The following is a 22,978-nucleotide window of genomic DNA, read 5'->3' on the forward strand; positions in this document are numbered from 1 at the left end:
CGGTCCGGGAGTGGCGGATCGGCCCCGCCGTCTCACCGCCGGATCCGCAGGCCCTTCGGTGTCGAGTCGAAGCCCGCGGCCATCAGGGCCTCGCGCAGCGCGGTGATGGGGTCGGGGGAGCCGTCCTCGGCCGGGGCGCCGCGCTCCAGCACGGAGACGCCGTTGACCTTCTCCACCACCAGCTTCTGCGCGGCCCCGGCCCGCACGGCGTCGGCCACCGCGGGTGCGGCCAGCTCCAGGTCGAGTACGCGAGTGGTGAAGGCCAGCAGGGTCTTGCCGCCGCGCTCCACGTACAGCACCGGGCGGCCGTCCACCAGCACCACCAGGGCCCCGGCCTTCCGGCCCGGGCGCGCCTGGGACGTCTTCGCCCCCGCCGACGCCGCGCCGTCCGGCCCCGAGACCGCGCCGTCCCGCCCCGACGCCGCGCCGCCCCCGGCAAAGGCGCCCTCAGGACCCGACCCCCGGCTCCCGCCGCTCACCCCGCGCAGCAGCGGCTCCCCGGGGATCGGATCCGGCCAGGACAGCGCCGCACCGTACGGCTGGGCGGGATCCGTGGCGGCCAGCACCAGCACCTGCGGAGTGCGCTCGGAGGCGCCGGAGGCCTCCAGCTGCTCGTCGATCTCCGCCGCGCGCAGCAGATCCACGGTGGCCGGGGCGGCGAACTGCGCGCCGCCCAGCCCCTCGATGAAGTAGCCGCGGCGGGCCTCGCCCTGATCCTCCTGGGCCGTGAGGATCTGGTACACCGCCGCGAAGCCGCCCGGGGAATCCTCCTGCTGCACCGCGCCTCGGGTCAGCACCCCGTACCGGTCCAGCATCAGCTGCGCCAGGGCGACGGCGCGCACCGTCGGCTCCAGGGGCTCCTCGGACAGGTACGAGCTCACCCGGGACCACCGCCCGGACAGCTCCCGCTCCCGCTGCGGACTCAGCGCGGACATCTCAGCCGCGCCGCCGCCGGGACCACCGCCAGCCACGCCGAGACCCCAGCCGCCGACGCCGCCGTCGGACCCGGCACCTGACCCGTCGGCCCCCAGCCCATCAGAACCCAGCCCACCGGAGCTGAGACCGGCACCGGCCCGACCGGGAGCCGCCAGCCCCGCATACCGCCCAGGACGCGCCCCCTGTGCCCGCGAGATCCGCCCGGCCCCGCGTCGACCCAGGGACCGGGAGCGGGCCGAGCCCCGGGGTCGGGCGTGCGCCGTCTTTCCGCCATCGAGGAAAGCTCGCAGCGCGGCCATCCCGTCGTTGGTCACCAGCCCGGCCCACACCAGCTCCCACAGCCCATCCCCGGCGGTCCCGAGGGACAGCCCCGCGCGGGCGGCGATGCGCGGCAGGAAATCTGCGCCCTCGCCCATCGCCGCGTACACGGTGCGGGCATCGGCGCTCAGCCGATCCAGCGGGATCGCGGGCCGCTCCGGCACGGTCAGATCCGCGGATTCGGCCAGGTGCAGACTCACCCAGCCGTCCTGCCCGGGCACGGTCCCGGCCCCGGTCCACAGCACCTGCCCCGAGGCCAGCAGCTCATCCAGCATCCGCGGGGCGTAGCCGCGCACCCGGGCCGGCAGCACCAGGGTCTCCAGGGCGGAGGCGGGCACCGCGGTCCCGGCCAGCTGGTCGATCACCGTGAGCAGCCCGTCCTCATCCGCGACCCGCGGATCCTGCTCGGCACCCCGAGCCCACACGTGCTGCCAGGCGGGCAGGAAGCGGGCGTAGGTCGCGGCGTCCACCGGCTCGATCTGCGCGCGCAGTGCGGCCAGGGAGCGGCGTCGCAGCGTGCGCAGCACCCCGGCGTCGCACCATTCCTCGCCCGGATCCCGCGGGTCCAGGCCGCGGGCCGACAGCAGCTCGGCGGGCAGGAAGCGCCCGGTCGCCACCCGCCGGTCCGCGGCCAGGCGCCGCAGCACCGTCTCGACGACGGCCCGCCCCAGCCCCAGGGCCGCCGCGGCCTGCCCGGTGGTGAAGGGGCCGTGGGTGCGGGCGTACCGGGAGACCAGATCCCCCAGCGGGTCCGTGACCGGTTCGATGAAGGCCGCCGGCACCCCCATCGGCAGGGGCACCCCCAGCCCGTCGCGCAGGCGGGCGGCGTCCTCCACGGCCGCGATCCGCTCGATCCCGCCGGTGCGCACCCGGAAGGCCCGGTGGGCCCGCACCAGCCGATCCGCCCACTCCGCGACGACGCCGAGGTCGGCCGTCTCGTTCTCCGCGGCGTCGTCCGCGCCCGCAGCGTCCTCCGCGGCACCGTCCGCGCCCAGACCGCGGCCCGACGCCGAGCCGGGTCCCGCGGCGACGGCCCCCGCGGCCTCCTCCGGGCGCAGCCGGGCCGCGGCCTCCTCGGGGCTGAGCGGGCCCAACAGGCGCAGCAGGTCCGCCAATCCCTCCGCCCCGCGCAGGCGCCGGTCCGGGGCCAGGCGCTGCAGCTGGGCCTCGGTGCGCTCGATGATCTGCGCGTCCAGCAGCTCCCGCAGCTCCTCCTGCCCCAGCAGCTGGGCCAGCAGGGAGGGGTCCAGGGACAGGGCCGCGGCCCGCCGCTCGGCCAGGGGCGCGTCCGTGTTGTAGAGGAACTGCCCGACGTACCCGAACAGCAGGGTCTTGGCGAAGGGGGAGGGCTCCGGGGTCTCCAGCTCCCGGACCGTGATCCGCCGGGCCGCGATGTGCTCGTGCAGCCGGCGCAGGGCGGGCAGGTCATAGACGTCCTGGAGGCATTCGCGCACGGTCTCCAGGATGATCGGGAAGTCCGGGTGCTTCCGGGCGACGTCCAGCAGCTGCGCGGAGCGCTGCCGCTGCTGCCACAGGGGGGTGCGCCGCCCCGGGTCCCGGCGGGGCAGCAGCAGGGCCCGCGCGGCGCACTCGCGGAAGCGGGCGGCGAACAGCGCGGAGGAGCCCACCTGCTCGGTCACGATCCGCTCGATCTCCTCCGCGTCGAAGGCGAACAGCTCCGCCCCCGGCGGGGTGTCCTCCATCGCGGGGATGCGCAGCACGATGCCGTCGTCGGCGGCCATCGCGGAGCCGTCCAGGCCCCAGCGCTGCTCGATGCGCGCCCCCACGGCCAGGGCCCACGGCCCGTGCACGGGCATCCCGTAGGGCGAGTGCAGGATCACCCGCCAGTCCCCGAGCTCGTCCCGGAACCGCTCCACCACCAGGGTCTTCTCGCTGGGCACCTGCCCCGTCGCCTCGGTCTGCTCCCGCACGTAGGCCAGGAGGTTGTCCGCCGCCCACTCGTCCAGCCCGGCCTCGCGCAGGCGCGTGCGGGCGGCGTCGTCCTGCCCCGTCTCCAGGCGGGAGGCCAGCTCCCGGGTGAATCCGCCCACGGCCTCGCCGAGGTCCACCGGGCGCCCGGGCCCGTCTCCGTGCCAGAACGGCAGCTTGCCGACCTGCCCCGGGGCGGGGGTGACGCTGACCCGGTCGTGCGTGATCTCCTCGATCCGCCAGCTCGTGGCCCCCAGGGCGATGACGTCCCCGGCGCGGGACTCATAGACCATCTCCTCGTCCAGCTCGCCCACCCGCTTGGGCCCGGTCTGCTCGTCCCCGCCGACGATGAACACCGGGTACAGGCCGCGGTCCGGGATGGTGCCGCCGGAGGTCACCGCGATCCGCTGGGCCCCGGGGCGCGGTTCCAGGACCCCGCCGTCGCGATCCCAGATCAGGCGCGGACGCAGCTCGGCGAACTCATCCGAGGGGTACTTCCCGGCCAGCAGGTCCAGTACGGCGTCGAAGGCGGAGCGGGGCAGAGCCGCGAAGGGCGCGGTGCGCCGCAGCGCCTCGAACCAGGCCTCGACGTCGATGGGCCCCAGCGCCGCGGCGGCCACCGTCTGCTGGGCGAGCACGTCCAGGGGGTTGGCGGGCACATGCAGCTTCTCGATGGCCCCGGCGCGCATCCGCTCCACGGTCACGGCGGCGTCGCGCAGGTCCCCGCGGTGCTTGGGGTAGAGCACGGCCCGGGAGGTCTCGCCCACCTGGTGCCCGGCCCGGCCCACCCGCTGCAGCCCGGAGGCCACGCTCGGCGGGGACTCCACCTGGATCACCAGGTCCACCGCGCCCATGTCGATGCCCAGCTCCAGGGAGGAGGTCGCGACGACGCAGCGCAGCGCCCCGGTCTTCAGGGCGTCCTCGATCAGCGCGCGCTGGTCCTTGGACACGGAGCCGTGGTGGGCGCGGGCCAGCTCGGGCGCCGCGGTGCCGCTGGTCAGGTGGTTCACGGCCGGCGGCGCGTAGGGCATCTCGGCTGCGGCATCGGCATCGGGTACGGGCCCGCCCGACGCCGCGGCCGAAACTGTGCCCGACGCCCCGCCCGACGACGCGGCGGCGCGGGCCTCCCCGGCGCCCATCCGCTGCTCCCGGATCCCGGCCCCGGCCGATCCGCGTCGGCCGGGGGTCTGCTCCGGGTCCAGCAGCCCGCGCTGGACCTGCCGGAAGGCGTGGACCTCGTTCAGCCGCGAGGTCAGGCGCTCGGCCAGGCCGCGGGAGTTGGCGAAGACGATGGTGGAGCGGTGCGCCTCCACGAGGTCCACGATCCGCTCCTCCACGTGCGGCCAGATGGAGGCGACCACCTCGTGCACCGGCTCCGGCGGCAGGGGCTTCGGAGCGGCGTCGTCGTGCGGCGGCCCGGCCAGCGGGGAGGCGAGGTCCAGGCCGAGGGCGTCCTCCAGTGTCGCGGTGCCGCTGGCGGCGGAGCCCCGGTCGATGCCGGTGCGCACGCGCGGCTGCTCCCGCGGCACCGGCACCGTCAGGTTGGACATGTCCGGCACGGGCACGGAGACGGTGAGGTCCCAGGTCTTGGCGGCCTCGGGGCGCACCACGGTGACGGGGGTCGTGCCGCCGAGGAAGCGGGCGACCGTCTCCACGGGCTCCACGGTGGCGGACAGGCCGATCCGCTGGGCGGGGTGGGGCAGGATCTGGTTCAGGCGCTCCAGGGTCACGGCCAGGTGGGCGCCGCGCTTGGTCCCGGCCACCGCGTGCACCTCGTCCACGATCACGGTGTGCACCAGGGTGAGGCTGGACCGCGCCTTCGAGGTGAGCATGAGATAGAGGGATTCCGGGGTGGTGATGAGGATGTCCGGCGGGTTCGACAGCAGGGCCCGACGCTCGGCGGCGGGGGTGTCCCCGGAGCGCACCCCCACCGAGATCTCCCGCAGCTCGGTGCCCTGGAAGCGCGCGGTCTGGGTGATGCCGACCAGCGGGGCGCGCAGGTTGCGCTCCACGTCCACCCCGAGGGCCTTCAGGGGCGAGATGTAGAGGACCTGGGTGGCGTTCGTCCGGCGCTTCCCGGTGCGCCCGGCATCCCCGCCGTGACGTGCGGGCGTCGCGGCTTCGGCGTCGTCCGCGCCCCCGCCCGAGGCGCCGCCCCCGCCCAGCAGCAGCCGATCCAGGGCCCAGAGGAAGGCCGCGAGGGTCTTGCCGGAGCCAGTGGGGGCGACGACGAGCGCGTGCCGACCCTGCGCGATGGCCTCCCAGGCGCCCTCCTGCGCGGCGGTGGGCGCCCCGAAGGCCCCGGCGAACCAGTCGCGGGTCGCGGGCGTGAAGCGGTCCAGGGCGTGCGGCATGGTCCCCATTGTGCCGCCCCCGACTGACAGGCCGAACGGCCATGCTGTCTGAGCAACCCCGTCGCACCCCGGAATAGCCCGGCGAAGCATAAGGTTTACACGTGAAGTGAATCCGGTGCGCGGTGATCGCCGCGCCGCCCCCCCAGCCTCAGGAGCCCCCATGACCGATGTCGCCGCCGTCGCCCAGCTGTCCGAGGAGGACCTGCACCGTCTGTTCGAGGCCCGCACCGTCAGCGCCTTCGAGGACGCCGAGGTCACCGAAGACCAGCGTCGGGCCATCTATGAGCTGACGAAGATGGGTCCCACCGCCTTCAACTCCCAGCCCCTGCGCATCGTCTGGGTGTCTCAGGGTGAGGCCCGCGACCGTCTGGTCTCCCACATGATGCCCGGCAACCAGCCCAAGACCGCGGCCGCGCCGATGACCGCGATCCTCGCCGTGGACGAGACCTGGCACCACAAATTCGATCGCTTCCTGCCGGCCCGCCCCCAGATGGGGCAGATGTACCGGGAGGATGAGGAGCTGGCGCAGGAGACCGGACGCTCCAACGCCTTCATACAGGTCGGGTACTTCGTGATGGCCGTGCGGGCCGTCGGCCTGGCCGCGGGTCCCATGACTGGGTTCGATGCCGCCGGTCTGGACGCGGATCTGCTCGCGGGTACCGGGCTGAAGTCGCTGGTGGTCGTCAACATCGGCCGCGGCAAGGACCCTGAGTACGGCAGGGGACCCCGGTACTCCTATGACGATGCCACGCTGACCCTGTGACCCTGTGACCCGCGGGTGCCGCGCGCCGCGCTCAGCCGCGGGCGTCGATGGGCCCGATGGACAGCTGCTGGACCTGCGCATCGGCGCAGGCCGGCAGGGACAGGGCGACGTCGAGGCTGCCTTCCGAGTCCGGGGCGTGCACCCGCAGCCCGGCGGCGCTGGTGCGGGAGCACTGCTGCCCGTACAGCTCCGGCTGGGTGCTGCGCAGGATCGCCTGCGCGCTGCGGCCCGGTCGCAGGCGCGTGGCCTCCCCGGTCTGCTCGCTGGCCGGGATCGCCGGCGCGCCCAGCATCGCCCCGGAGTCGTCGATGAAGGAGACCTCGGGGTATCCGGACAGCGTGCAGTCCCGGTCGGAGCTGTTGGTGAAGCGCACGGCGTAGGTCGCGGATCCGGCGGCCCCGCCGGTGGAGCTGACCTGCACGTTCAGGTCCCCGGTGGCGCACCGGCCGGAGGCTTCGGCGGTCTCCGGGGCGGCGGAGACGCTCGGCGCGGGGGCCGCGCTCAGGTGGGCGGACGCCGTCGGAGAGGCCGCCGGGGCGGGGGTCGCGCTCGCCGTCGGGGCGGACGGGGCCGCCGTCGGGGCCTGCGCGGCGGTGGTGGGGGACCCGCTCGATGACGGGGCGGCGGCCTGGGAACCGGATCCGGTGGGGGCCGCCGCGACGGTGCCGGTGGGGTGCGCGGAGGCCGTCGGTGCGGAGGCGGCGGCGGAGGATCCGGCGGAGCCGCCCGTCGCGTCCTCGGCCGAGCAGCCGCCGAGCAGCAGGCCCGCCGCGATCAGGGCGACGGCCGCGCGCCGCCGGGAGGTGAAGGGTGCGTTCATGCGGGGGAGGGGTCGGGGACGGGGGATCACATACCCGGTTTCAGGGTCACGGTCGCCCCGTCCAGGCCCTCGTGGTATTCGGTCTGGCAGGACAGCCGGGAGTACTCGGTGGCGACGTCGTCGATCATCTCCAGCAGGTCCTCCTCCTCCTCGGTGCGCTCCCCGCCGGCCGGGTAGTGCTGCGGGTCCAGGAAAGCGTGGCAGGTGGCGCAGGAGGCGTTGCCGCCGCAGGTGGCCAGCACCGGGTACTGGTTCTTGTGCAGGCACTCCAGGAGGGTCTGGTTCTCGGTCCACTCGACGTCGCGGGCCTCGCCGGCTTCGTCCACCACGGTGATGTTGATGCTCACTTGCTCTCCAGGGTCGATGCGTTCAGGCCGCGCCCGGTGCGCGTCGGTGCCTCGGGCGGGGCAGTCCGCGACGTCGGGCGTGCGGCCCGGGCCTTCCGGGCCAGTGTAGTGCGGGCCCGCGTCGCCGGAGAATCGGCTGGGTCACGGGAGAGGGCTGCCCGAGCCCGAGCGGCAGCCGGGGCTGTCTCCGGCTGAGGGCTGTGCGCCGGTACTCCGTCGGGGCACCGGGTACTGTGTGCATGGCCCCGGGAGAACACCGGGAGCCGACGGTAAGAGGAGGAGCCACCATGGCCGGCAGGCGCCGCAGGTCCACCGAGCAGACCGAGGGGCAGGAGCAGTTCCTGTTCTCCCTGGACCTCGCCGAGTTCGCCGAACCCGCCGGCGGGAACGCCGACGCACAGACCGCCGTCCAACAGCCCTCGGCCCCGCAGCGGCCGGCCGACGTCGCCCCTTCCGTGATGCCCGCGCAGGCCCCTGGTTCGGGCGTTTCGGGTCCGGAGACTTCGGGTCCGGAGGCCCCGCGCCCGGCCGACGTCGTCGGAACGGCAGCGGAGGCCGAACCCCACGAGGAGGCCATGACCCGCGCGGAGCGGGCCGCCTCTCGACGTCAGGGCCCCGAGTATCTGCTGGATAGGGCCCGGCGGGTCTTCCACCGCGCCCTGATCGACGAGCGGGTCCTGGTGACCCGTCCGGGCTCCGGGGTGCCCTCCAACGCGGACACCGGCTCGGGCTCGAGCCTGCGCTACGCCCGGGCGATCGCGGAGGGCATCGGGGCGGTGGAGGCCCACCCACGCTCCCCGGGGCATTCCGCGGGCCGCAGCTTCGAGCGGGCCGTGGCCGCGTACCTGCAGGCGGTGCTGCAGGCCCTGGACGGGATCCGGCCCGGGGAGTGGACGGTGCGCCGGCTGGGCGATCGCGGGGCCGATGGCACCATCCGGGACGCCTCGGAGATCTTCGAGCAGTACGAGCACCTGGCCGCGCTGCGCGAGATCGTGGAGGGCAGCCGGGACCTGCGGGCCGTCCTGGGGGCGGAGGCGGAGCTGCTGGCCCCCGACGTCGTCGTGATGCGCTCGCCGCTGTCCGATCGGGACCTCAACGCCGTGACCCGCCTGGTGGATCCGCTGGGCCCATTGGCCTCGGCCAGCCCCCTGCGCTCCGCGGTGCAGCCCAAGCCGCTGCTGCACGCGGTGGTCTCCTGCCGGTGGACGCTGCGCAGCGATCGGGCCCAGCAGGCCAAGGCGGAGGCGCAGCAGCTGATCCGCAACCGCCGCGGCCGGGCCCCGCACCTGGTGATGGTCACGGGCGAGCCGATGCCCTCGCGCCTGGCGGCTGTCGCCCTGGGCACGGGGGAGCTGGACTGCGTCTACCACTTCGCGCTGCACGAGCTGATGGACGCCATCGACCCCGCGGTGGATCCGGCCGGTGCGGAGCTGATGCACACGATGGTGCAGGGCCGCCGCCTGCGCGACATCTCCGACCTGCCCCTGGACCTGGCGATCTGAGCGCCCGACGTCGTCCGCCCGTCTCTGACCCGCCCTCGCCCAGAACGTGCGGTCTCGCGCCGTCGTGAGGGCCCCGCGCGGAGTGGACTGCGGCGGAATCCGCCCCGGAACGCGAAGAAGCCCCGTCACCAGGTGGTGACGGGGCTTCCGATGTGGTGCGCCCGAAGGGATTCGAACCCCCAACCTTCTGATCCGTAGTCAGATGCTCTATCCGTTGAGCTACAGGCGCCTGGTCCGCGATCACGAGCGCCGAAGCGCTCGCTCGAACCAGATACCAGCGTACACGCGCCCCCGGGTTCGCGCCAATCGCCGGGCTGTGACCTCGGTTGCAGAGCGCGATCAGAGTGCGAGCAGCTCCCACGCAGACCACCCGGGGAACCGGCCCGCTCCCACTCGCACCCCCGCGCCGGTCGTCAGGCTGACCCCGCGTGCAGAGCGTGAGAGGCCCGCACGTCCAGTGGCGTCAGGACCCACCCAGAGCCTCGACGTCGTCGCCGTGTCACGTGTGCCGCAGCCCCGGGCGTTCCGGGTTACGCTGGTCCCATCACACGGGCTCCCACCCGCGTGGCTGCGTCGTCCCCTCTCTCCGATGGATCGCTGCCGTGGCCACACCGGGAGAGCGCCGAACACAACGAAGTGCGTGATGGCCCGACGTGCGGGCCGGACCTGAAGGGAATCTCATGACTGACAACGTCGTCGGAACCAGCGGCCTGGAGCCGGCCGTGCGCGAGGCGCTGGAGAACGCGCCCACCACGCACCGGCACCTGCTGGAGTGGGTGCGGGAGGTCGCCGAGCTCACCCAGCCGCGGCAGCTGCACTGGGTGGACGGTTCCCGGCAGGAGTGGGATCGGCTGACCACCGAGCTGGTCGACGCCGGGACGTTTGTGCGCCTGGCCGAGGAGAAGTTCCCCAACTCCTTCGCCGCGTTCTCCGATCCGGAGGATGTGGCCCGGGTGGAGGAGCGCACCTACATCTGCACCGAGACCGAGGAAGGCGCGGGCCCCACCAACAACTGGATGGATCCGCAGCAGATGCGCGGGATCCTCACGGAGAAGTTCCGCGGGGCGATGCGCGGGCGGACCATGTACGTGATCCCCTTCGTCATGGGGCACCTGGATGCGGCCGAGCCCCGCTACGGGGTGGAGATCACCGATTCCGCGTACGTGGTGTGCTCGATGCGCATCATGGCGACCATCGGCTCGGAGGTCCTGGAGAAGATGACCCGGCAGGACGCGTTCTTCGTGGAGTGCCTGCACTCCGTCGGCGCGCCCCTGGCCGACGGCGAGCAGGACGTGCCGTGGCCGTGCAACCCGGAGAAGTACATCGTGCAGTTCCCGGAGAAGCGGGCCATCTGGTCCTTCGGGTCCGGGTACGGCGGCAACGCGCTGCTGGGCAAGAAGTGCTACGCCCTGCGCATCGCCTCCGCGATTGCCCACGACGAGGCGTGGCTGGCCGAGCACATGCTGATCCTGAAGGTCACGGACCCGCAGGGGGAGGTCCACTACATCTCCGGTGCCTTCCCGTCGGCCTGCGGGAAGACGAACTTCGCGATGATCCACCCGACGGTGGAGGGCTGGTCCGCGGAGATGGTCGGGGATGACATCTCCTGGATCACCTTCGATGCCGAGGGGCGCCCGCGCGTGATCAACCCGGAGGCCGGGCTGTTCGGCGTCGCCCCCGGCACCGGCTGGTCCACCAACCCCAATGCGATGCGCGCGGTGGCCGCGGGCAACACGATCTTCACCAACGTGGCGCTGACCGACGACGGCGGGGTCTGGTGGGAGGGCATGACCGACGAGGTCCCGGAGCACCTGACGGACTGGACCGGTCAGGACTGGACCCCGGATTCCGGTCGGCCGGCCGCGCACCCGAACTCCCGGTTCTGCACGCCCATCGACCAGGTGGACATGCTCGCCCCGGAGTACCACGACCCGGAGGGCGTGCCGCTGTCCGCGATCATCTTCGGCGGGCGCCGCAAGACCACGGTGCCGCTGGTCTCGGAGTCCTTCGACTGGGAGCACGGGGTGTTCCAGGGGGCGACGCTGTCCTCGGAGACCACGGCCGCGGCCAAGGGCCAGGTGGGCGTGGTGCGCCGGGATCCGATGGCGATGCTGCCGTTCATCGGCTACAACGCCGGGGACTACCTGCACCACTGGCTGGACATCGCGCAGCAGCACGGCGAGCAGAACATGCCGCGGATCTTCTACGTCAACTGGTTCCGCCGCACCCCCGACGGCGGGTTCGCGTGGCCGGGCTTCGGGGAGAACTCCCGGGTGATCCAGTGGATCGTGCAGCGGCTCAACGGCACCGGCGGCGGCCAGGAGACGCCGGTGGGCGTGGTCCCGACCCCGGAGGATCTGGACCTGGACGGGCTGGATGCCGACCCGGAGGACGTGGCCGCGGCCCTGCGGGTGGATGCCGAGGAGTGGAGGAAGGAGCTGCCCGGGATCGACGAGTGGCTGGAGAAGCTCGGGGACCACGTGCCGCCGCAGATCCGCGAGCAGCGCGAGGCCCTGGCCCGGCGCCTGGGCGCCTGAGCCGCGGCCCGACGACGGCGGCTGGCCGCTGCCGCTAGGATGGACCGCATGCCGATGACGGGGTCCGGGAATCGAGGAGTCGGTTTCCGGGCCCCGTCGTCGTGTCCGGTGCGGCGGATCAGGACCAGGGGGAGGAGGCCGCGCAGATGAAGCTGACCGCGTTCTCCGACGTCGGGCTGCGGGTGATGATGCTGCTGTCCGGGGTGCCGGAGGGCTCCAAGCTGACCACCCACGAGCTGGCCGACGGGGTGGCCACCCCCTATAACCACGTGGCCAAAGCCGTGGCGCGCCTGAGCGGGCTGGGGCTGGTGCAGGCCACCCGCGGGCGCTTCGGCGGGGTGCGGATCACCGAGGCCGGACGCCGGGAGTCCGTGGGCCACCTGCTGCGGGAGCTGGAGGGGGACCAGCCGATGGTCGAGTGTGAGGCGCCCGACGGCGAGTGCCCCCTGAACCACCTGTGCTCCCTGCGCGGGGTTCTCAACCGGGCGCGCGAGGCCTTCTACGCGGAGCTGGACGCCGTGATCATCTCCGAGCTGCCGCATTCCCGACAGATGGGCCCGGTCATGGTGCAGCTGGGCCTGCGCCCCCCGCAGGACGCCCTCGCCTGACCCTTCCCGGGGCGCGCGCGGGTTCGGGACCCTCCCGCCTCACCGCGACCCGGCGCTCTCGTTCCCACCCTTGCGCGAGACGGCGCTTTCGTTCCCAGAAAAGCCAGATTCGGGAACCGGAGCGCCGGCTCGGTGAAGCCGGTGCACCGGAGCGCCGTCTCGGTGCGCGCCGTCGGCCCCGCCCCGCAAGGGCGCCATCCCCGACATATTCAGCATCTCCCGTGCTAGTTTTGAAGGGCATCCCATCACCGGAGGAAGGAGCCCCATGCTCTCCGAGAAGTCCCGCCCCGTCGTCGAGGCGACCCTGCCCGTCATCGCCGAGCGGATCCCGCACATCACGCCGGTGTTCTACCGGGACATGTTCGCCGCCCGTCCGGACCTGATGGACGGCATGTTCTCCCGCTCCTCGCAGCTGGAGGGCACCCAGCCGCGGGCGCTGGCCGGGTCCATCGCGGTGTTCGCGCAGTGGATCGTGCAGCACCCGGATTCGTACCCGGAGGAGGTGCTCTCCCGGGTGGCCCACAAGCACGCCTCGCTGGGGCTGCGCCCGGAGGAGTACCCGACCGTGTACCGGTACCTGTTCGGGGCGATCGCGAAGGATCTGGGGGAGGCAGCCACCGAGGAGGTCGTGGCGGCGTGGACCGAGGTGTACTGGCTGATGGCCGACGCCCTGATCGCCCTGGAGAAGGGGCTCTACGCCGTGCAGGCCAATGACGTGATGCGCGCGCCGTTCCGCTTGGTGCGCCGGGTGCGGGCCGCCGACGACGTCGCGGACCTGACCTTCGAGCCGGCCGACGACACCCCTATGACCCCGGCTCAGGCCGGGCAGTACGTCTCGATCTTCTGCCGCGCCGAGGACGGTCTGCTGCAGCCGCGCCAGTTCACCCTGCTGCCCAGTGAGCCGGGGCAGCGGCGCATCGCGGTCAAGCTGGACCCGGCGGGGGAGATGACCCCGATCATCCTGGACAAGCTGACCGAGGGGGACGTCATCGAGATCTCCAACCCGTACGGGGATGTGACGCTGGGCGGTTTCGGGGACGACGGCGACGGTCCGCTGTGGCTGTTCTCGGCCGGGATCGGCGTGACCCCGATGATCGCGTTCGTCTCCGAGCTGGTGCGCCAGGGCTCCCAGCGGGAGGTGACGGTGGTGCACACCGCGCGGGATTTCGCCTCCTGGCCGCTGCGCGAGGAGCTGGCGGAGCTGGTGGCCCGCCTGCCGCACGGCCGGCTGATCTCCTGCACGACGGCGTCGGCGGAGGGAGACCACGCCGGGCGCGTGCGGGTGCCCGAGCTGGACGTGCCGGCCGACGCCGTGGCGTACCTGTGCGGGCCGCTGCCGTTCATGAAGGACGTGCGCTCGCAGCTGGTCGACGCCGGCGTGCCGGGCCAGCGCATCCGCTACGAGATCTTCGGCCCGGACCAGTGGATGCTGCACGACCAGGCCCGCGAGGAGCCGGCCGCGGCCTGAGCGGACGCCCGTCGTCCTTCTCCCTCCCGCACCGACCCGGCGCTCCCGTACCCACCCGGGCAGCGACCCGGCGTTCTCGTTCCCAGAAGCGCGATTTTCGGGAACGAGAGCGCCGGGTCGGCGAAGAGCCTGCAGGGGAGCGCCGGGGTCGGCGCGGCGGAGCCTCTACACTGGGGGAGTCCCCATGATCCCCGCCACCACCGTCGAGGTCTCATCTTGTTTAACCACGCCTCCTTCATCCGAGGTGCCGCGGACATCCTCCGCGGTACGTACAAGCAGCACGAGTACGGGGATGTGATCCTGCCGTTCACGGTGCTCTTCCGCCTCGATGCGGTGCTGGAGGCCATCCCTGATGTCCTACATCATAAGCAGACGCACGTCGGTTTGATGATGGATCTGTAATTTCTTATATTACTTCTATGTCCAGAAAGTAACCGAGCTCAAGTTGCATTTAATACGATCGGGGAGTGTTATTAGTGATTAACTGGGAAATCTTATTATCGGGATCTAACGAAAGATTTAAAAATGTTGTGAAACTTCTGATTTCAGGATATATTCTAGCGACTGTCTTGTCAGTTGTGGGTATTGGTAATTCTGGGGTTACAAACATGGCAAGCGCTGTGCAGTTTTTTAAACTTTTTGCATTAAGCGATTGGATAAGGGATACATATGAAACTCTCGGTTCCGGGTATCCAAACCTTGCTCTTTTTCTAATTCTCTTGGTTTGGGCCATCCTGTCATGCCTAACTCTCTTCGGAACGTATCGACAACAGACCCCGACGACTCTCATGTCTAATGCGGATATTTCAGCAGCTTTAGTTTTGTCCCTATGGATAGACCTCGCCTCGTCGGGAAAAATTTTGAACCTCGGATTCGTTTTAATAATTGGGACTCTTGTGTGCATTTTATTTAAGTGTGGGAAGGAGAGTTTTTTTGTGGCAATATTAGGATTCCTGGTGTCACCATTATACTTCTTGATCGCACCGTTGCTATGGTTTGCCAGTCCCGATAACCCAGATCGTGTAGACGGAGCTGTTGCGCAGCGTCCTGACGCCTGATCCGGTTGTCTACTGGACGACCTGGTCCGATGGACTCAAGGTCTAAAATCTAAAATCAAAATCTACGCGCAGGTGGCTCACGTGTGGCCTGGAGTGATAATGATGGTGTTACTATTGCACAGATTGCGAAGACTTATATAGTACATGGATGCCTTTTGTAATCAACTCTTTGCACTTGGGGTGTTCCCATGTTCCCTTTGATTCCTTCCCTTCGAGCCCTCTCTCCGTCAGCGTGAGCTAGGGTTGCAAATAATCGAGATTTTCAAATAAGCCTATCTTGAAACACTTTAAAACCCAGGCTGTCTGATTATGTTTGAAAGTATCACTTTCATGGGTCTGGATGGCCGCTTCCTGAGGATCGCTGATCAGCATTATATCGCCAAAGCCAACATGGAGCGCTCTCTGTTCAAATCTGATCCTTTGTGTCGGATTCGGGAATAAATTATTCAGTGAACTTTTCCCGTATTTTTCGCCCGGCCCGCTCCGCGAAGGCGTCGATGGCGGCCAGCACCTCGTCGCTGCGCCAGAAGGGCCCCAGCCGGTGTTCGCTCTTGGACCGCAGGATCCCGGCCTCGGTCAGCGCGCGCAGCGGCGGATACCGTCCGGCTGGCGCACTCCCAGCTCCTCGGCCGCGGTAGTGCTGGTCAGCACCGGCCTGCGGGGTAGCATGTCCAGCAGCCGCCACGCATTGGAGTTCTTCCGCGGCGTCAGCCGTTCATCCCAGCGGGCCCGGGTATCGTCGATCTCCTCCACCAGCCGCCGTCCGTTGGCAACGGCCCGCGGCGCCGCCAGGTTGAACTGGCCCACGATGGGGTCCAGATCCCCCGCCCGGTAGACATCCACCGCGGCGTGGTACCCTTCCACATCCGCGAGCAGCCCCGCGGAGACTGGTGCCGCCACGTTGCGCGTCACGTCGCGGTGGCGCGGCATCGCCTGCGCCAGGGCCCGGCCCGTGAGTCCGTTGCCGTCGGTGAACGGGTGGATCGTATCGAACTGGGCTTGGGCCAGCGCGGTTCTCACCAGCGGCGGCAGATCAGTGCGCGCGATGAACCGCACCAGATCCTCCATCAGCTCGGGGACGCTCCCGTGGTCCGGGGCCACGTAGGTGGCGCCGATGGGGGAGTCCGAGCGGGTGCCGATCCACACCGGCTCATCCCGCCATCGCCCCGGGGGGGGGTGCCGCGGCGGCACTCCATCAGCACGGCGTGCATCCGCAGGATGGTCGGCGCGGTCAGCTTCTCGGAGAGTGTCAGTGCGGCGCGCAGCGCCCTGGTGTTCGCGGCGATCTCCTCGGCGTTGCGGCTGCGCTTCACACCCAGCGCCGCGCTGAAGATCGCGCGGGCCGAGGCTGTCAGGTTCTCGATCTGCGAGGAGGAGGCCGCCTCGGAGCGCAGCAGCACCGGGGCGAAGGAGGCTTACCCGCTGTCCCAGCTCGGCGTCGAAGCGCCTCAGCTCCTGGGCCGCCTGCTCCGCCAGCTGCTGGATCGGTGCCGCCAGCACGGGGGCGCGGTCCCGGATCAGCGGCGCCACGGTCGCCCGGTACATCGAGCTGCGCGCGCCCAGGGCGCCATCCACGCCCCAGCTCGCCTGCCTGCTGGGCGTCCAACGCCGCTCCTCGAAGCCGATGCCGGGCCACCCGTCTCTGCTCATAACGCCACCTCCCGTTTTTATGAGTAACCGCAGTTACTCATAAAAACCACTGGAGTTGCCCCCCGCTCGCCCCCACTCGCCGCGCCTGCTTCGCCCCTTCCCTGGCCTGTAGCACCGGTGCTACATTCAGGGCATGGCGATCCAGGCACACGATGAGCAGAGTCTCTCACAGCGTGAGCTGCGCAACGAGTCGGCGCGCGTGCTGAGGGAGGTGGCTGAGGGGCGATCGTTCGTCATCACCAACCGTTCGACGCCGGTGGCGCGTCTGGTGCCGGTGGACGTGGAGGAGCCGCGGCTGCGCGTCAGCCGCCCGGCGCGACGCCGGGGCGGCTGGACTCTGCCAGACCGGACGCAGGGCGGCAGTGGCCGCAGCGTCGAGGAGATCCTCGATGAGCTGCGGGAGGACCGCGTGTGAGTCGGCGGCTGACGGTCTACGTGGACACCTCAGCGATGGCGACGCTTCTGCTCGGACAGGCGCGGGCTCCAGCGCTTCTGGAATGGCTCAACACCAGCGAGGTGGATCTGGTCTCCTCCGATCTTCTGGAGACGGAGCTGCGACGGGTGGGCTTCCGCGAGGACCTGCCGCAGTCTGAGGTGAGCGCGGTCCTGGACGGGGTGACCCTCTTCGGCCTCGATCGGACCGTCTTCGTGGGGGCGGGGCTGCTGCCGATGCCCTATCTTCGATCTCTGGATGCGCTGCATCTTGAGTCAGCGCTCATGCTGTCCGCAGATGCCCTGCTGACCTACGACCACCGCTTGGCTGATGCAGCGCATGCGGTCGGTCTCCGAACGGTGGCACCCGGGGAGGACTGAGCGACCCGGCGCTCCCGCACCCACCCATGCACCGACCCGGCGCGCTCGTTCCCGAAAACGCGATTTCCGGGAACGAGAGCGCCGGGTCGGTGAGGAGCCTGCACGAAAGCGCCGGGTCGGTGAAGGCGCGGAGCGGCGCGCAGGCGAAGGCGCAGGGGAGGAAAGCCCTACCCCTCCTGCCGCACCAGGCCCAGCACCCGGTCGCGCACCCGCTCCATGGTCGCGGTGTCCGGGGCCTCCACGTTCAGGCGCAGGAAGGGCTCGGTGTTGGACGGGCGCAGGTTGAACCACCAGCCCTCGGTGCGGTGGGTGAAGGTGGTCCCGTCGGAATCCTCCACCTCCACGTCCTCCCCGGCCAGGGCCGCGCGCACCCGATCCACCGCGGCGGCCTTGTCCTCGATGGTCGAGTTGATCTCCCCGGAGGCCGCGTACGGGCTGTAGGCCGCGGCCAGCTCGGACAGGGGCTTGTCCTGCCCGCCCAGGGCGGCCAGCACGTGCATCGCGGCGAGCATGCCGGTGTCCGCGTTGAAGAAGTCCTTGAAGTAGTAGTGCGCGGAGTGCTCCCCGCCGAACACCCCGTGCTCGGCGGCCATCACGGCCTTGATGAAGGAGTGGCCCACGCGGGTCTTCACCGGGCGCCCGCCCTTGGCCTCCACCAGCTCCGGCACGGCCTTGGAGGTGATCAGGTTGAAGATGATCACCGGCTGCTCGTTCCCGTCGGCCTGCGCGCGGGCGATCTCCCGCTCGGCCACCAGCGCGGCGATCGCGGAGGGGGTCACCGGCTCGCCCTTCTCGTCGATCACGAAGCAGCGGTCCGCGTCCCCGTCGAAGGCCAGGCCGATGTACGCCCCGTGCTCCACGACGGCGGCCTGCAGGTCCCGCAGGTTGGCCGGCTCCAGCGGGTTGGCCGGGTGGTTGGGGAAGGTGCCGTCCAGCTCGAAGTACAGGGGCACGATCTCCAGGGGCAGGGCCTCCAGCTTCGCATCGCCCAGCACGGCCGGGGTGGTCATCCCGCCCATGCCGTTGCCGGCGTCCACCACGACCTTCAGCTTCCGGATCCCGGACAGGTCCACCAGGTCGCGCAGGTACCGGGCGTAGTCGGCCAGGATGTCCCGCTCCTCCACGGTCCCGGTGCGCTCACCGGCGGGGACGCCGTCGTCCAGGTAGCGCTGGGCCAGGTCCCGGATCTCGTACAGCCCGGTCTCGGAGGAGACGGGCACCGCACCGGCCTTGGCCATCTTCATCCCGTTGTACTGCGCCGGGTTGTGGGAGGCGGTGAAGGTGACCCCGGGGGCGTCGAACACGCCGCAGGCGAAGTACAGCTCGTCCGTGGAGATCAGCCCGATCTTCACGACGTCGGCCCCGCGTGCGGTGGCCCCGCGGGCGAAGGCGTCCATGAACTCCGGGGAGCTGGGGCGCATGTCCCCGCCCACCAGCACGGTGGTCCCGGCCAGGTCCTGCACGTCCACGAACGCGGCGGCGGTGGCCTCCACGGTCTCGGCGGTGATGGTCTCGCCCACGATGCCGCGGACATCGTAGGCCTTGAAGGATTCGGAAAGATCAATGCTCACGGCGCCCACTCTAGCCGGTGAGCCCCCGCCCGGCCTGGAGATGCACCGGCGCGGGTGACGCCCGATGCTCCCGCCCGGTGTGGTTTCATGGGGGACCATGGGCCACCTTCATGCCATGCGCAATCCGATCCAGCACTACGCCTGGGGCACCCGGGACACGCTCGCGCAGATGCGGGGCGCCCCCGTGCCCGCCCCGGAGCCGGAGGCCGAGCTGTGGGTCGGCGCGCATCCCAAGTCCCCGTCCGTCCTGGTGCAGGACGGAGTCGAGCGCTCCCTGGCCGAGGCGGTGGAGGCCGAGCCGGATCGGTTCCTGCCCGAGGGTGCGGAGCGCTTCCCCTTCCTGTTCAAGATCCTGGCGATCGCCGCCCCGCTGTCCCTGCAGGTGCACCCCTCCCGGGAGCAGGCCGAGGCCGGCTTCGCCGCGGAGGAGGCCGCCGGGGTCCCGGTGGATGCCCCGCATCGCAATTACAGGGATCGCGGCGCCAAGCCGGAGACCGTCATCGCCGTCTCCCCGGTGCGCATCCTCACCGGCATCCGCCCGGCCGAGCAGCTGCGCGAGATCGCCGAGGCCCTGGATCTGCGGTGGCTGGCGGAGAAGGCGCAGCTGGACGCCGCCGCCCTGATCCGCGCCATCTTCGACGCCGACGACGCCGCCGCGGCCCGGGACCTGCAGGTCACGGTGGCCGCGGCCCGGGACTGGGCGGCCGAGCACCCCTTCGACCCGCACCACACCCCCGCCCACCAGGAGGCCGCCGGGGAGCGGATCACCGCCCTGGCGGACCTGGTGCTGCTGCTGGATGAGGCCTACCCGGGGGACCGGGGCATCCTCGTGGCCACGGCCATGAACCAGCTGTTCCTGGAGCCGGGCCAGTCCGCGCACACCCCCGCCGGGCAGGTGCACGCCTACGTCTCCGGCACGGCCGTGGAGATCATGGAGGCCTCCGACAACGTCATGCGCGCGGGCCTGACGCCCAAGCACGTGGACGTGGAGCAGATGCTCACCGTGCTGGTTCCGGATCAGCCGGCCCCGCCGCTGCGCGGACCCGAGGAGGCGGCCCCGGGCGTGCACCGCTACGCCACCTGGGACCCCGCGCTGAGCGTGACCCGGCTGGATCTGGACGGCCAGGAGCCGCTGAGCTTCCGCTGCGAGGGGCTTTCCGCCCTGCTGTGCACCGACGGCGAGGTCGAGGTGACCGGCCCGGACGGCGTCGTCCACCGGCTGCGCGGCACCGACTCCCTGCTGCACACCGGCACCCCGGATGACCTGGTCCTGACCGGGGCCGGCCGACTGTACTGCGCCAGCCATGTCTGAGCCGCGCCCGGCCGAGCCCGCCCAGGGCTCCACGGCGTCCGCCCAGGATCCGGAGGCAGCCGCCCAGGACCCCGAACGGACCGACTCCGCCCGCCCCATCACGCCGCACCGCAGCGACCTGGCCCCCTGGCAGGACGAGCCGCAGGCGGTGGAGGCGGACCCGGCGGCAACCCCCCGCCCGGGAGCGCCCCTGGGCGCGGTCTCCGTGCTGACCCTGGCCGGGCTCGTCGTGCTCATGGTGGGACTGCAGTACGTCGCGGACGTCTTCGGTCCGGCCTTCCTCGCCTTCTCCCTGGTCATCGCGGTGCGTCCCCTGCGGCTGTGGCTGACGGACCGGAAGGTGCCGGGCTGGATCGCCGGCGCGGGTGTGGCGGTGCTGCTGTACGCCATCCTGTTGGCCATCGTCGGGTCCATGGCCTACTCCGTGATGGCCCTGGTGGAGAAGGCCCCGGACTACGCCGGGAAGTTCCAGACCCTCTACGTGCAGCTGCGGGATCTGCTGACCCAGTGGGGCATCAACGAGACGGACCTCGGCAACTCGGTGCTGGAATACGCCCAGCCCAGCCGCATCATCACCGCCCTGACCACCGTGCTGACCGGGCTGTCCTCGGTCGGCTCGCAGCTGTTCGTGCTCGTAATGGTCGTGGCCTTCCTCATGATCGACTCCACGATCATCCAGGGCCGCCGGGGCCAGCTGCTGGCCGCCCAGCAGGGGCTGGGCCAGGCCTTCGAGGACTTCTCCCGCCGCACCTCCAAGTACTGGATCGTCAACACCGTGTTCGGTGCGATCGTCGCGGCCCTGGACTGGCTGGTGCTGCTGTGGCTGGGGGTGCCCCTGGCTTTCACGTGGGGCGTGTTCGCCTTCGTCACCAACTACATCCCCAACATCGGCTTCGTCATCGGGGTGATCCCCCCGGCGCTGCTGGGCCTGCTCGACGGCGGCCCGGCCACCGCGCTGTGGGTCATCGTCTGGTTCTCCATGATCAACTTCGTCGCCCAGGCGGTGATCCAGCCGAAGATCACCGGCGACGCCGTCGGGCTGAACACCACGGTCACGTTCCTGTCCCTGATGTTCTGGTCCGCCGTCATCGGGCCGCTCGGCGCGATCCTCGCGGTGCCGCTGACCCTGTTCTTCAAGGCCGTGCTCATCGATTCGGATCCGCGCTCGCGGTGGGTGGGCATCGCCTTCGACTCCCGCGGCCGTCCCATCGACCTGCGCGGCACGGCCCGCATGATCAACGACGACGGGCGGATCTCCCTGCGCCGGGCCTACGGCCGGGAGGCCCCGCACCCCACCGAGACCCCATCCACCCGGCAGCACACCGAGGAGCAGCCATGAAGATCATCCTGACCGTCACCGGCCCGGACCGCGTGGGCATCATCGCCGCGGTCGCCACCCGCCTGGCCGCGCTGGAGGTGAACATCCTCAACGTCTCCCAGACCCTCATGGACGGGTACTTCACCATGATCATGCAGGGCTCCTTCGACGACGCCGCCGGCTCCATCGAGGCGATCCAGGAGGACATGGCCGCGGTGCAGGAGCAGACGGGCGTGATCGTGCGCATCCAGTCCGAGGCCATCTTCGACGCGATGCACCAGCTCTAGGGGGCCCGCATGATCGACACCAACGCGAACATCCTCGAGACCATCCAGATGATCGAGGAGGACCGCCTCGACATCCGCACGGTCACGATGGGCATCTCCCTGCTGGACTGCATCGACGGGGATGGGGACACCGCCCGGCGTCGGATCTACGAGAAGATCACCACGCGCGCGGCCCGGCTGGTGCAGGTGTGCCAGGGGATCGAACGGGAGCTGGGCATCCCGATCATCAACAAGCGGGTCGCGGTCACCCCGATCGCGCTGGTGGCCGCCGCCAGCGGGGAGCAGGACCTCACCGAGTACGCCCGCACCCTGGACGCCGCGGCCAAGGCCGTGGGGGTGGACTTCATCGGCGGGTTCTCCGCCCTGGCGGACAAGGGCGCGACGCCGGCGGACCGGGCCCTGATGGCCTCGATCCCCCAGGCCCTGGCCGAGACCGACGTCGTGTGCTCCTCCGTGGACATCGGCTCCTCCCGCGCCGGGATCAACATGAACGCGGTGCGCACCATGGGCGAGGTGATCCGCGAGACCGCGGAGCTGACGGCCGATGCCCACGGCTTCGGGTGCGCCAAGCTGGTGGTCTTCGCCAACGCGGTCTCGGACAACCCGTTCATGGCCGGCGCCTTCCACGGGGTGCAGGAGGCGGACACCGTGGTCTCGGTGGGCGTGTCCGGGCCGGGGGTGGTCAAGCGGGCCCTGGAGAAGGTGCCCGGCGCCCCGCTGGATGTGGCCGCGGAGACCATCAAGAAGGCCGCGTTCAAGATCACCCGGGTGGGGCAGCTGGTCGGGTCCCTGGCCTCCCAGCGCCTGGACACGGAGTTCGGGATCGTGGACCTGTCCCTGGCGCCCACCGCGGAGGTCGGGGATTCGGTGGCCCGGGTCCTGGAGGAGCTGGGCCTGGAGACGGTCGGCACCCACGGGACGACGGCGGCTCTGGCGCTGCTCAACGACGCGATGAAGAAGGGCGGGCTGATGGCCTGCTCCCGGGTGGGCGGGCTGTCCGGGTCCTTCATCCCCGTCTCGGAGGACATCGGGATGATCGAGGCCGCCGCGGCCGGGGCGATCACCTTGGACAAGCTCGAGGCGATGACGGCGATCTGCTCGGTGGGCTTGGACATGGTGGCCGTGCCGGGGCAGACCTCCGCGGCCACGCTGTCCGCGATGATCGCCGATGAGGCTGCGATCGGGGTGATGAACCACAAGACCACCGCGGTGCGCCTGATCCCGGCGATCGGGCTGGGGGTCGGGGAGATGGTGGAGTTCGGCGGCCTGCTGGGCCGGGCCCCGGTGATGCCGGTGCACGAGGCGTCCCCGGAGGTCTTCGTCGCCCGCTCCGGGACCATCCCCTCCCCGGTGCACGGCTTCCGCAACTGAGGCCTTTCGGGGCGGG

General features: G+C 71.0%; 19 protein-coding genes and 1 tRNA gene. 13 read left to right on the forward strand and 7 right to left on the reverse strand.

Annotated elements, in window-relative coordinates; translation table 11 throughout:
* Nucleotides 1–32 precede the first annotated feature (32 nt).
* The gene (locus AC0VXQ_RS02015) at nt 33–5,546 is read right to left on the reverse strand and encodes an Lhr family ATP-dependent helicase (RefSeq protein ID WP_475528925.1); all 5,514 of its coding nucleotides are present in this window, start codon (nt 5,544–5,546) and stop codon (nt 33–35) included.
* A 151-nt stretch (nt 5,547–5,697) separates the two neighbouring features.
* Between AC0VXQ_RS02015 and AC0VXQ_RS02020 the strand changes: the two genes are divergently transcribed.
* Nucleotides 5,698–6,300 carry a malonic semialdehyde reductase gene (locus AC0VXQ_RS02020; RefSeq protein WP_061225415.1) on the forward strand — a complete coding sequence of 201 codons (603 nt, stop codon included), beginning with the start codon at nt 5,698–5,700 and terminating at the stop codon, nt 6,298–6,300.
* Between the two features lie 31 nt (nt 6,301–6,331).
* Here the strand turns inward: AC0VXQ_RS02020 and AC0VXQ_RS02025 are convergent, their stop codons facing one another.
* Both AC0VXQ_RS02025 and AC0VXQ_RS02030 read right to left on the reverse strand, forming a co-directional pair.
* Nucleotides 6,332–7,120, reverse strand: a complete 789-nt coding sequence (locus tag AC0VXQ_RS02025) for a DUF4232 domain-containing protein (RefSeq protein WP_061225416.1) — start codon at nt 7,118–7,120, stop codon at nt 6,332–6,334.
* A 26-nt stretch (nt 7,121–7,146) separates the two neighbouring features.
* Nucleotides 7,147–7,467 carry a 2Fe-2S iron-sulfur cluster-binding protein gene (locus AC0VXQ_RS02030; protein ID WP_061225417.1) on the reverse strand — a complete coding sequence of 107 codons (321 nt, stop codon included), beginning with the start codon at nt 7,465–7,467 and terminating at the stop codon, nt 7,147–7,149.
* 287 nt (nt 7,468–7,754) lie between these two features.
* Here AC0VXQ_RS02030 and AC0VXQ_RS02035 point away from each other — a divergent pair, with 287 nt between their 5' ends.
* Nucleotides 7,755–8,969, forward strand: coding sequence for an NgoMIV family type II restriction endonuclease (locus AC0VXQ_RS02035; RefSeq protein ID WP_061225418.1), 1,215 nt, complete (start codon nt 7,755–7,757; stop codon nt 8,967–8,969).
* 153 nt (nt 8,970–9,122) lie between these two features.
* On the opposite strand, the gene AC0VXQ_RS02040 is transcribed toward AC0VXQ_RS02035, so the two are convergent.
* Nucleotides 9,123–9,198 (reverse strand) — tRNA-Arg (locus AC0VXQ_RS02040).
* A gap of 451 nt (nt 9,199–9,649) precedes the next feature.
* Between AC0VXQ_RS02040 and AC0VXQ_RS02045 the strand changes: the two genes are divergently transcribed.
* From AC0VXQ_RS02045 to AC0VXQ_RS02065, 5 genes are all read left to right on the forward strand, one after another.
* Entirely contained in the window at nt 9,650–11,506 is a 1,857-nt protein-coding gene (locus AC0VXQ_RS02045) for a phosphoenolpyruvate carboxykinase (GTP) (RefSeq protein ID WP_061225419.1), read from the forward strand.
* 146 nt (nt 11,507–11,652) lie between these two features.
* A complete protein-coding gene (locus AC0VXQ_RS02050; protein WP_058730290.1) occupies nt 11,653–12,114 on the forward strand; it encodes an RrF2 family transcriptional regulator in 462 nt (153 codons plus the stop codon).
* A gap of 265 nt (nt 12,115–12,379) precedes the next feature.
* A complete protein-coding gene (locus AC0VXQ_RS02055) occupies nt 12,380–13,582 on the forward strand; it encodes a globin domain-containing protein (protein ID WP_058730278.1) in 1,203 nt (400 codons plus the stop codon).
* A 216-nt stretch (nt 13,583–13,798) separates the two neighbouring features.
* Nucleotides 13,799–13,984: a type I restriction-modification system subunit M N-terminal domain-containing protein gene (locus tag AC0VXQ_RS02060; RefSeq protein WP_475528932.1), complete on the forward strand. Its 186-nt coding sequence runs from the start codon at nt 13,799–13,801 to the stop codon at nt 13,982–13,984.
* 74 nt (nt 13,985–14,058) lie between these two features.
* Complete coding sequence (locus AC0VXQ_RS02065) at nt 14,059–14,640, forward strand: hypothetical protein (protein ID WP_475528934.1); 582 nt, start codon at nt 14,059–14,061, stop codon at nt 14,638–14,640.
* Between the two features lie 576 nt (nt 14,641–15,216).
* On the opposite strand, the gene AC0VXQ_RS02070 is transcribed toward AC0VXQ_RS02065, so the two are convergent.
* The gene (locus AC0VXQ_RS02070) at nt 15,217–15,786 is read right to left on the reverse strand and encodes a Fic family protein (protein ID WP_475528937.1); all 570 of its coding nucleotides are present in this window, start codon (nt 15,784–15,786) and stop codon (nt 15,217–15,219) included.
* Nucleotides 15,708–16,040: a Fic/DOC family N-terminal domain-containing protein gene (locus AC0VXQ_RS02075; protein ID WP_475528940.1), complete on the reverse strand. Its 333-nt coding sequence runs from the start codon at nt 16,038–16,040 to the stop codon at nt 15,708–15,710. The genes AC0VXQ_RS02070 and AC0VXQ_RS02075 overlap by 79 nt, the downstream gene beginning before the upstream one ends.
* Nucleotides 16,041–16,423: 383 nt before the next feature.
* Here AC0VXQ_RS02075 and AC0VXQ_RS02080 point away from each other — a divergent pair, with 383 nt between their 5' ends.
* Entirely contained in the window at nt 16,424–16,705 is a 282-nt protein-coding gene (locus tag AC0VXQ_RS02080; RefSeq protein WP_061225422.1) for a type II toxin-antitoxin system Phd/YefM family antitoxin, read from the forward strand.
* Nucleotides 16,702–17,103, forward strand: coding sequence for a type II toxin-antitoxin system VapC family toxin (locus AC0VXQ_RS02085; RefSeq protein WP_244884109.1), 402 nt, complete (start codon nt 16,702–16,704; stop codon nt 17,101–17,103). The genes AC0VXQ_RS02080 and AC0VXQ_RS02085 overlap by 4 nt, the downstream gene beginning before the upstream one ends.
* 167 nt (nt 17,104–17,270) lie before the next feature.
* Here AC0VXQ_RS02085 and AC0VXQ_RS02090 read toward each other — a convergent pair whose 3' ends face one another.
* The gene (locus AC0VXQ_RS02090) at nt 17,271–18,674 is read right to left on the reverse strand and encodes a phosphomannomutase/phosphoglucomutase (RefSeq protein ID WP_061225915.1); all 1,404 of its coding nucleotides are present in this window, start codon (nt 18,672–18,674) and stop codon (nt 17,271–17,273) included.
* Between the two features lie 115 nt (nt 18,675–18,789).
* Here AC0VXQ_RS02090 and manA point away from each other — a divergent pair, with 115 nt between their 5' ends.
* From manA to AC0VXQ_RS02110, 4 genes are read left to right on the forward strand one after another with little or no spacing between them, the layout of a single operon-like run.
* Nucleotides 18,790–19,986: a mannose-6-phosphate isomerase, class I gene (gene manA, locus AC0VXQ_RS02095; RefSeq protein ID WP_061225916.1), complete on the forward strand. Its 1,197-nt coding sequence runs from the start codon at nt 18,790–18,792 to the stop codon at nt 19,984–19,986.
* A complete protein-coding gene (locus tag AC0VXQ_RS02100) occupies nt 19,979–21,325 on the forward strand; it encodes an AI-2E family transporter (protein ID WP_061225917.1) in 1,347 nt (448 codons plus the stop codon). Before manA ends, AC0VXQ_RS02100 begins: the two co-directional genes overlap by 8 nt.
* Entirely contained in the window at nt 21,322–21,591 is a 270-nt protein-coding gene (locus tag AC0VXQ_RS02105; RefSeq protein WP_061225918.1) for an ACT domain-containing protein, read from the forward strand. Before AC0VXQ_RS02100 ends, AC0VXQ_RS02105 begins: the two co-directional genes overlap by 4 nt.
* A 9-nt stretch (nt 21,592–21,600) precedes the next feature.
* Nucleotides 21,601–22,962, forward strand: coding sequence for a PFL family protein (locus tag AC0VXQ_RS02110; RefSeq protein WP_081101703.1), 1,362 nt, complete (start codon nt 21,601–21,603; stop codon nt 22,960–22,962).
* Nucleotides 22,963–22,978 lie beyond the last annotated feature (16 nt).

Source organism: Rothia sp. QJM3NY_36 (assembly GCF_056173115.1).

What these genes read in the sequence shown, in the direction of transcription:
- AC0VXQ_RS02015 (WP_475528925.1), bottom strand. Translation starts at nt 5,546, where the DNA reads ATGGGGACCATGCCGCACGCCCTGGACCGCTTCACGCCCGCGACCCGC.
- AC0VXQ_RS02020 (WP_061225415.1), top strand. Translation starts at nt 5,698, where the DNA reads ATGACCGATGTCGCCGCCGTCGCCCAGCTGTCCGAGGAGGACCTGCAC.
- AC0VXQ_RS02025 (WP_061225416.1), bottom strand. Translation starts at nt 7,120, where the DNA reads ATGAACGCACCCTTCACCTCCCGGCGGCGCGCGGCCGTCGCCCTGATC.
- AC0VXQ_RS02035 (WP_061225418.1), top strand. Translation starts at nt 7,755, where the DNA reads ATGGCCGGCAGGCGCCGCAGGTCCACCGAGCAGACCGAGGGGCAGGAG.
- AC0VXQ_RS02045 (WP_061225419.1), top strand. Translation starts at nt 9,650, where the DNA reads ATGACTGACAACGTCGTCGGAACCAGCGGCCTGGAGCCGGCCGTGCGC.
- AC0VXQ_RS02050 (WP_058730290.1), top strand. Translation starts at nt 11,653, where the DNA reads ATGAAGCTGACCGCGTTCTCCGACGTCGGGCTGCGGGTGATGATGCTG.
- AC0VXQ_RS02055 (WP_058730278.1), top strand. Translation starts at nt 12,380, where the DNA reads ATGCTCTCCGAGAAGTCCCGCCCCGTCGTCGAGGCGACCCTGCCCGTC.
- AC0VXQ_RS02080 (WP_061225422.1), top strand. Translation starts at nt 16,424, where the DNA reads ATGGCGATCCAGGCACACGATGAGCAGAGTCTCTCACAGCGTGAGCTG.
- manA (WP_061225916.1), top strand. Translation starts at nt 18,790, where the DNA reads ATGCGCAATCCGATCCAGCACTACGCCTGGGGCACCCGGGACACGCTC.
- AC0VXQ_RS02100 (WP_061225917.1), top strand. Translation starts at nt 19,979, where the DNA reads ATGTCTGAGCCGCGCCCGGCCGAGCCCGCCCAGGGCTCCACGGCGTCC.
- AC0VXQ_RS02105 (WP_061225918.1), top strand. Translation starts at nt 21,322, where the DNA reads ATGAAGATCATCCTGACCGTCACCGGCCCGGACCGCGTGGGCATCATC.
- AC0VXQ_RS02110 (WP_081101703.1), top strand. Translation starts at nt 21,601, where the DNA reads ATGATCGACACCAACGCGAACATCCTCGAGACCATCCAGATGATCGAG.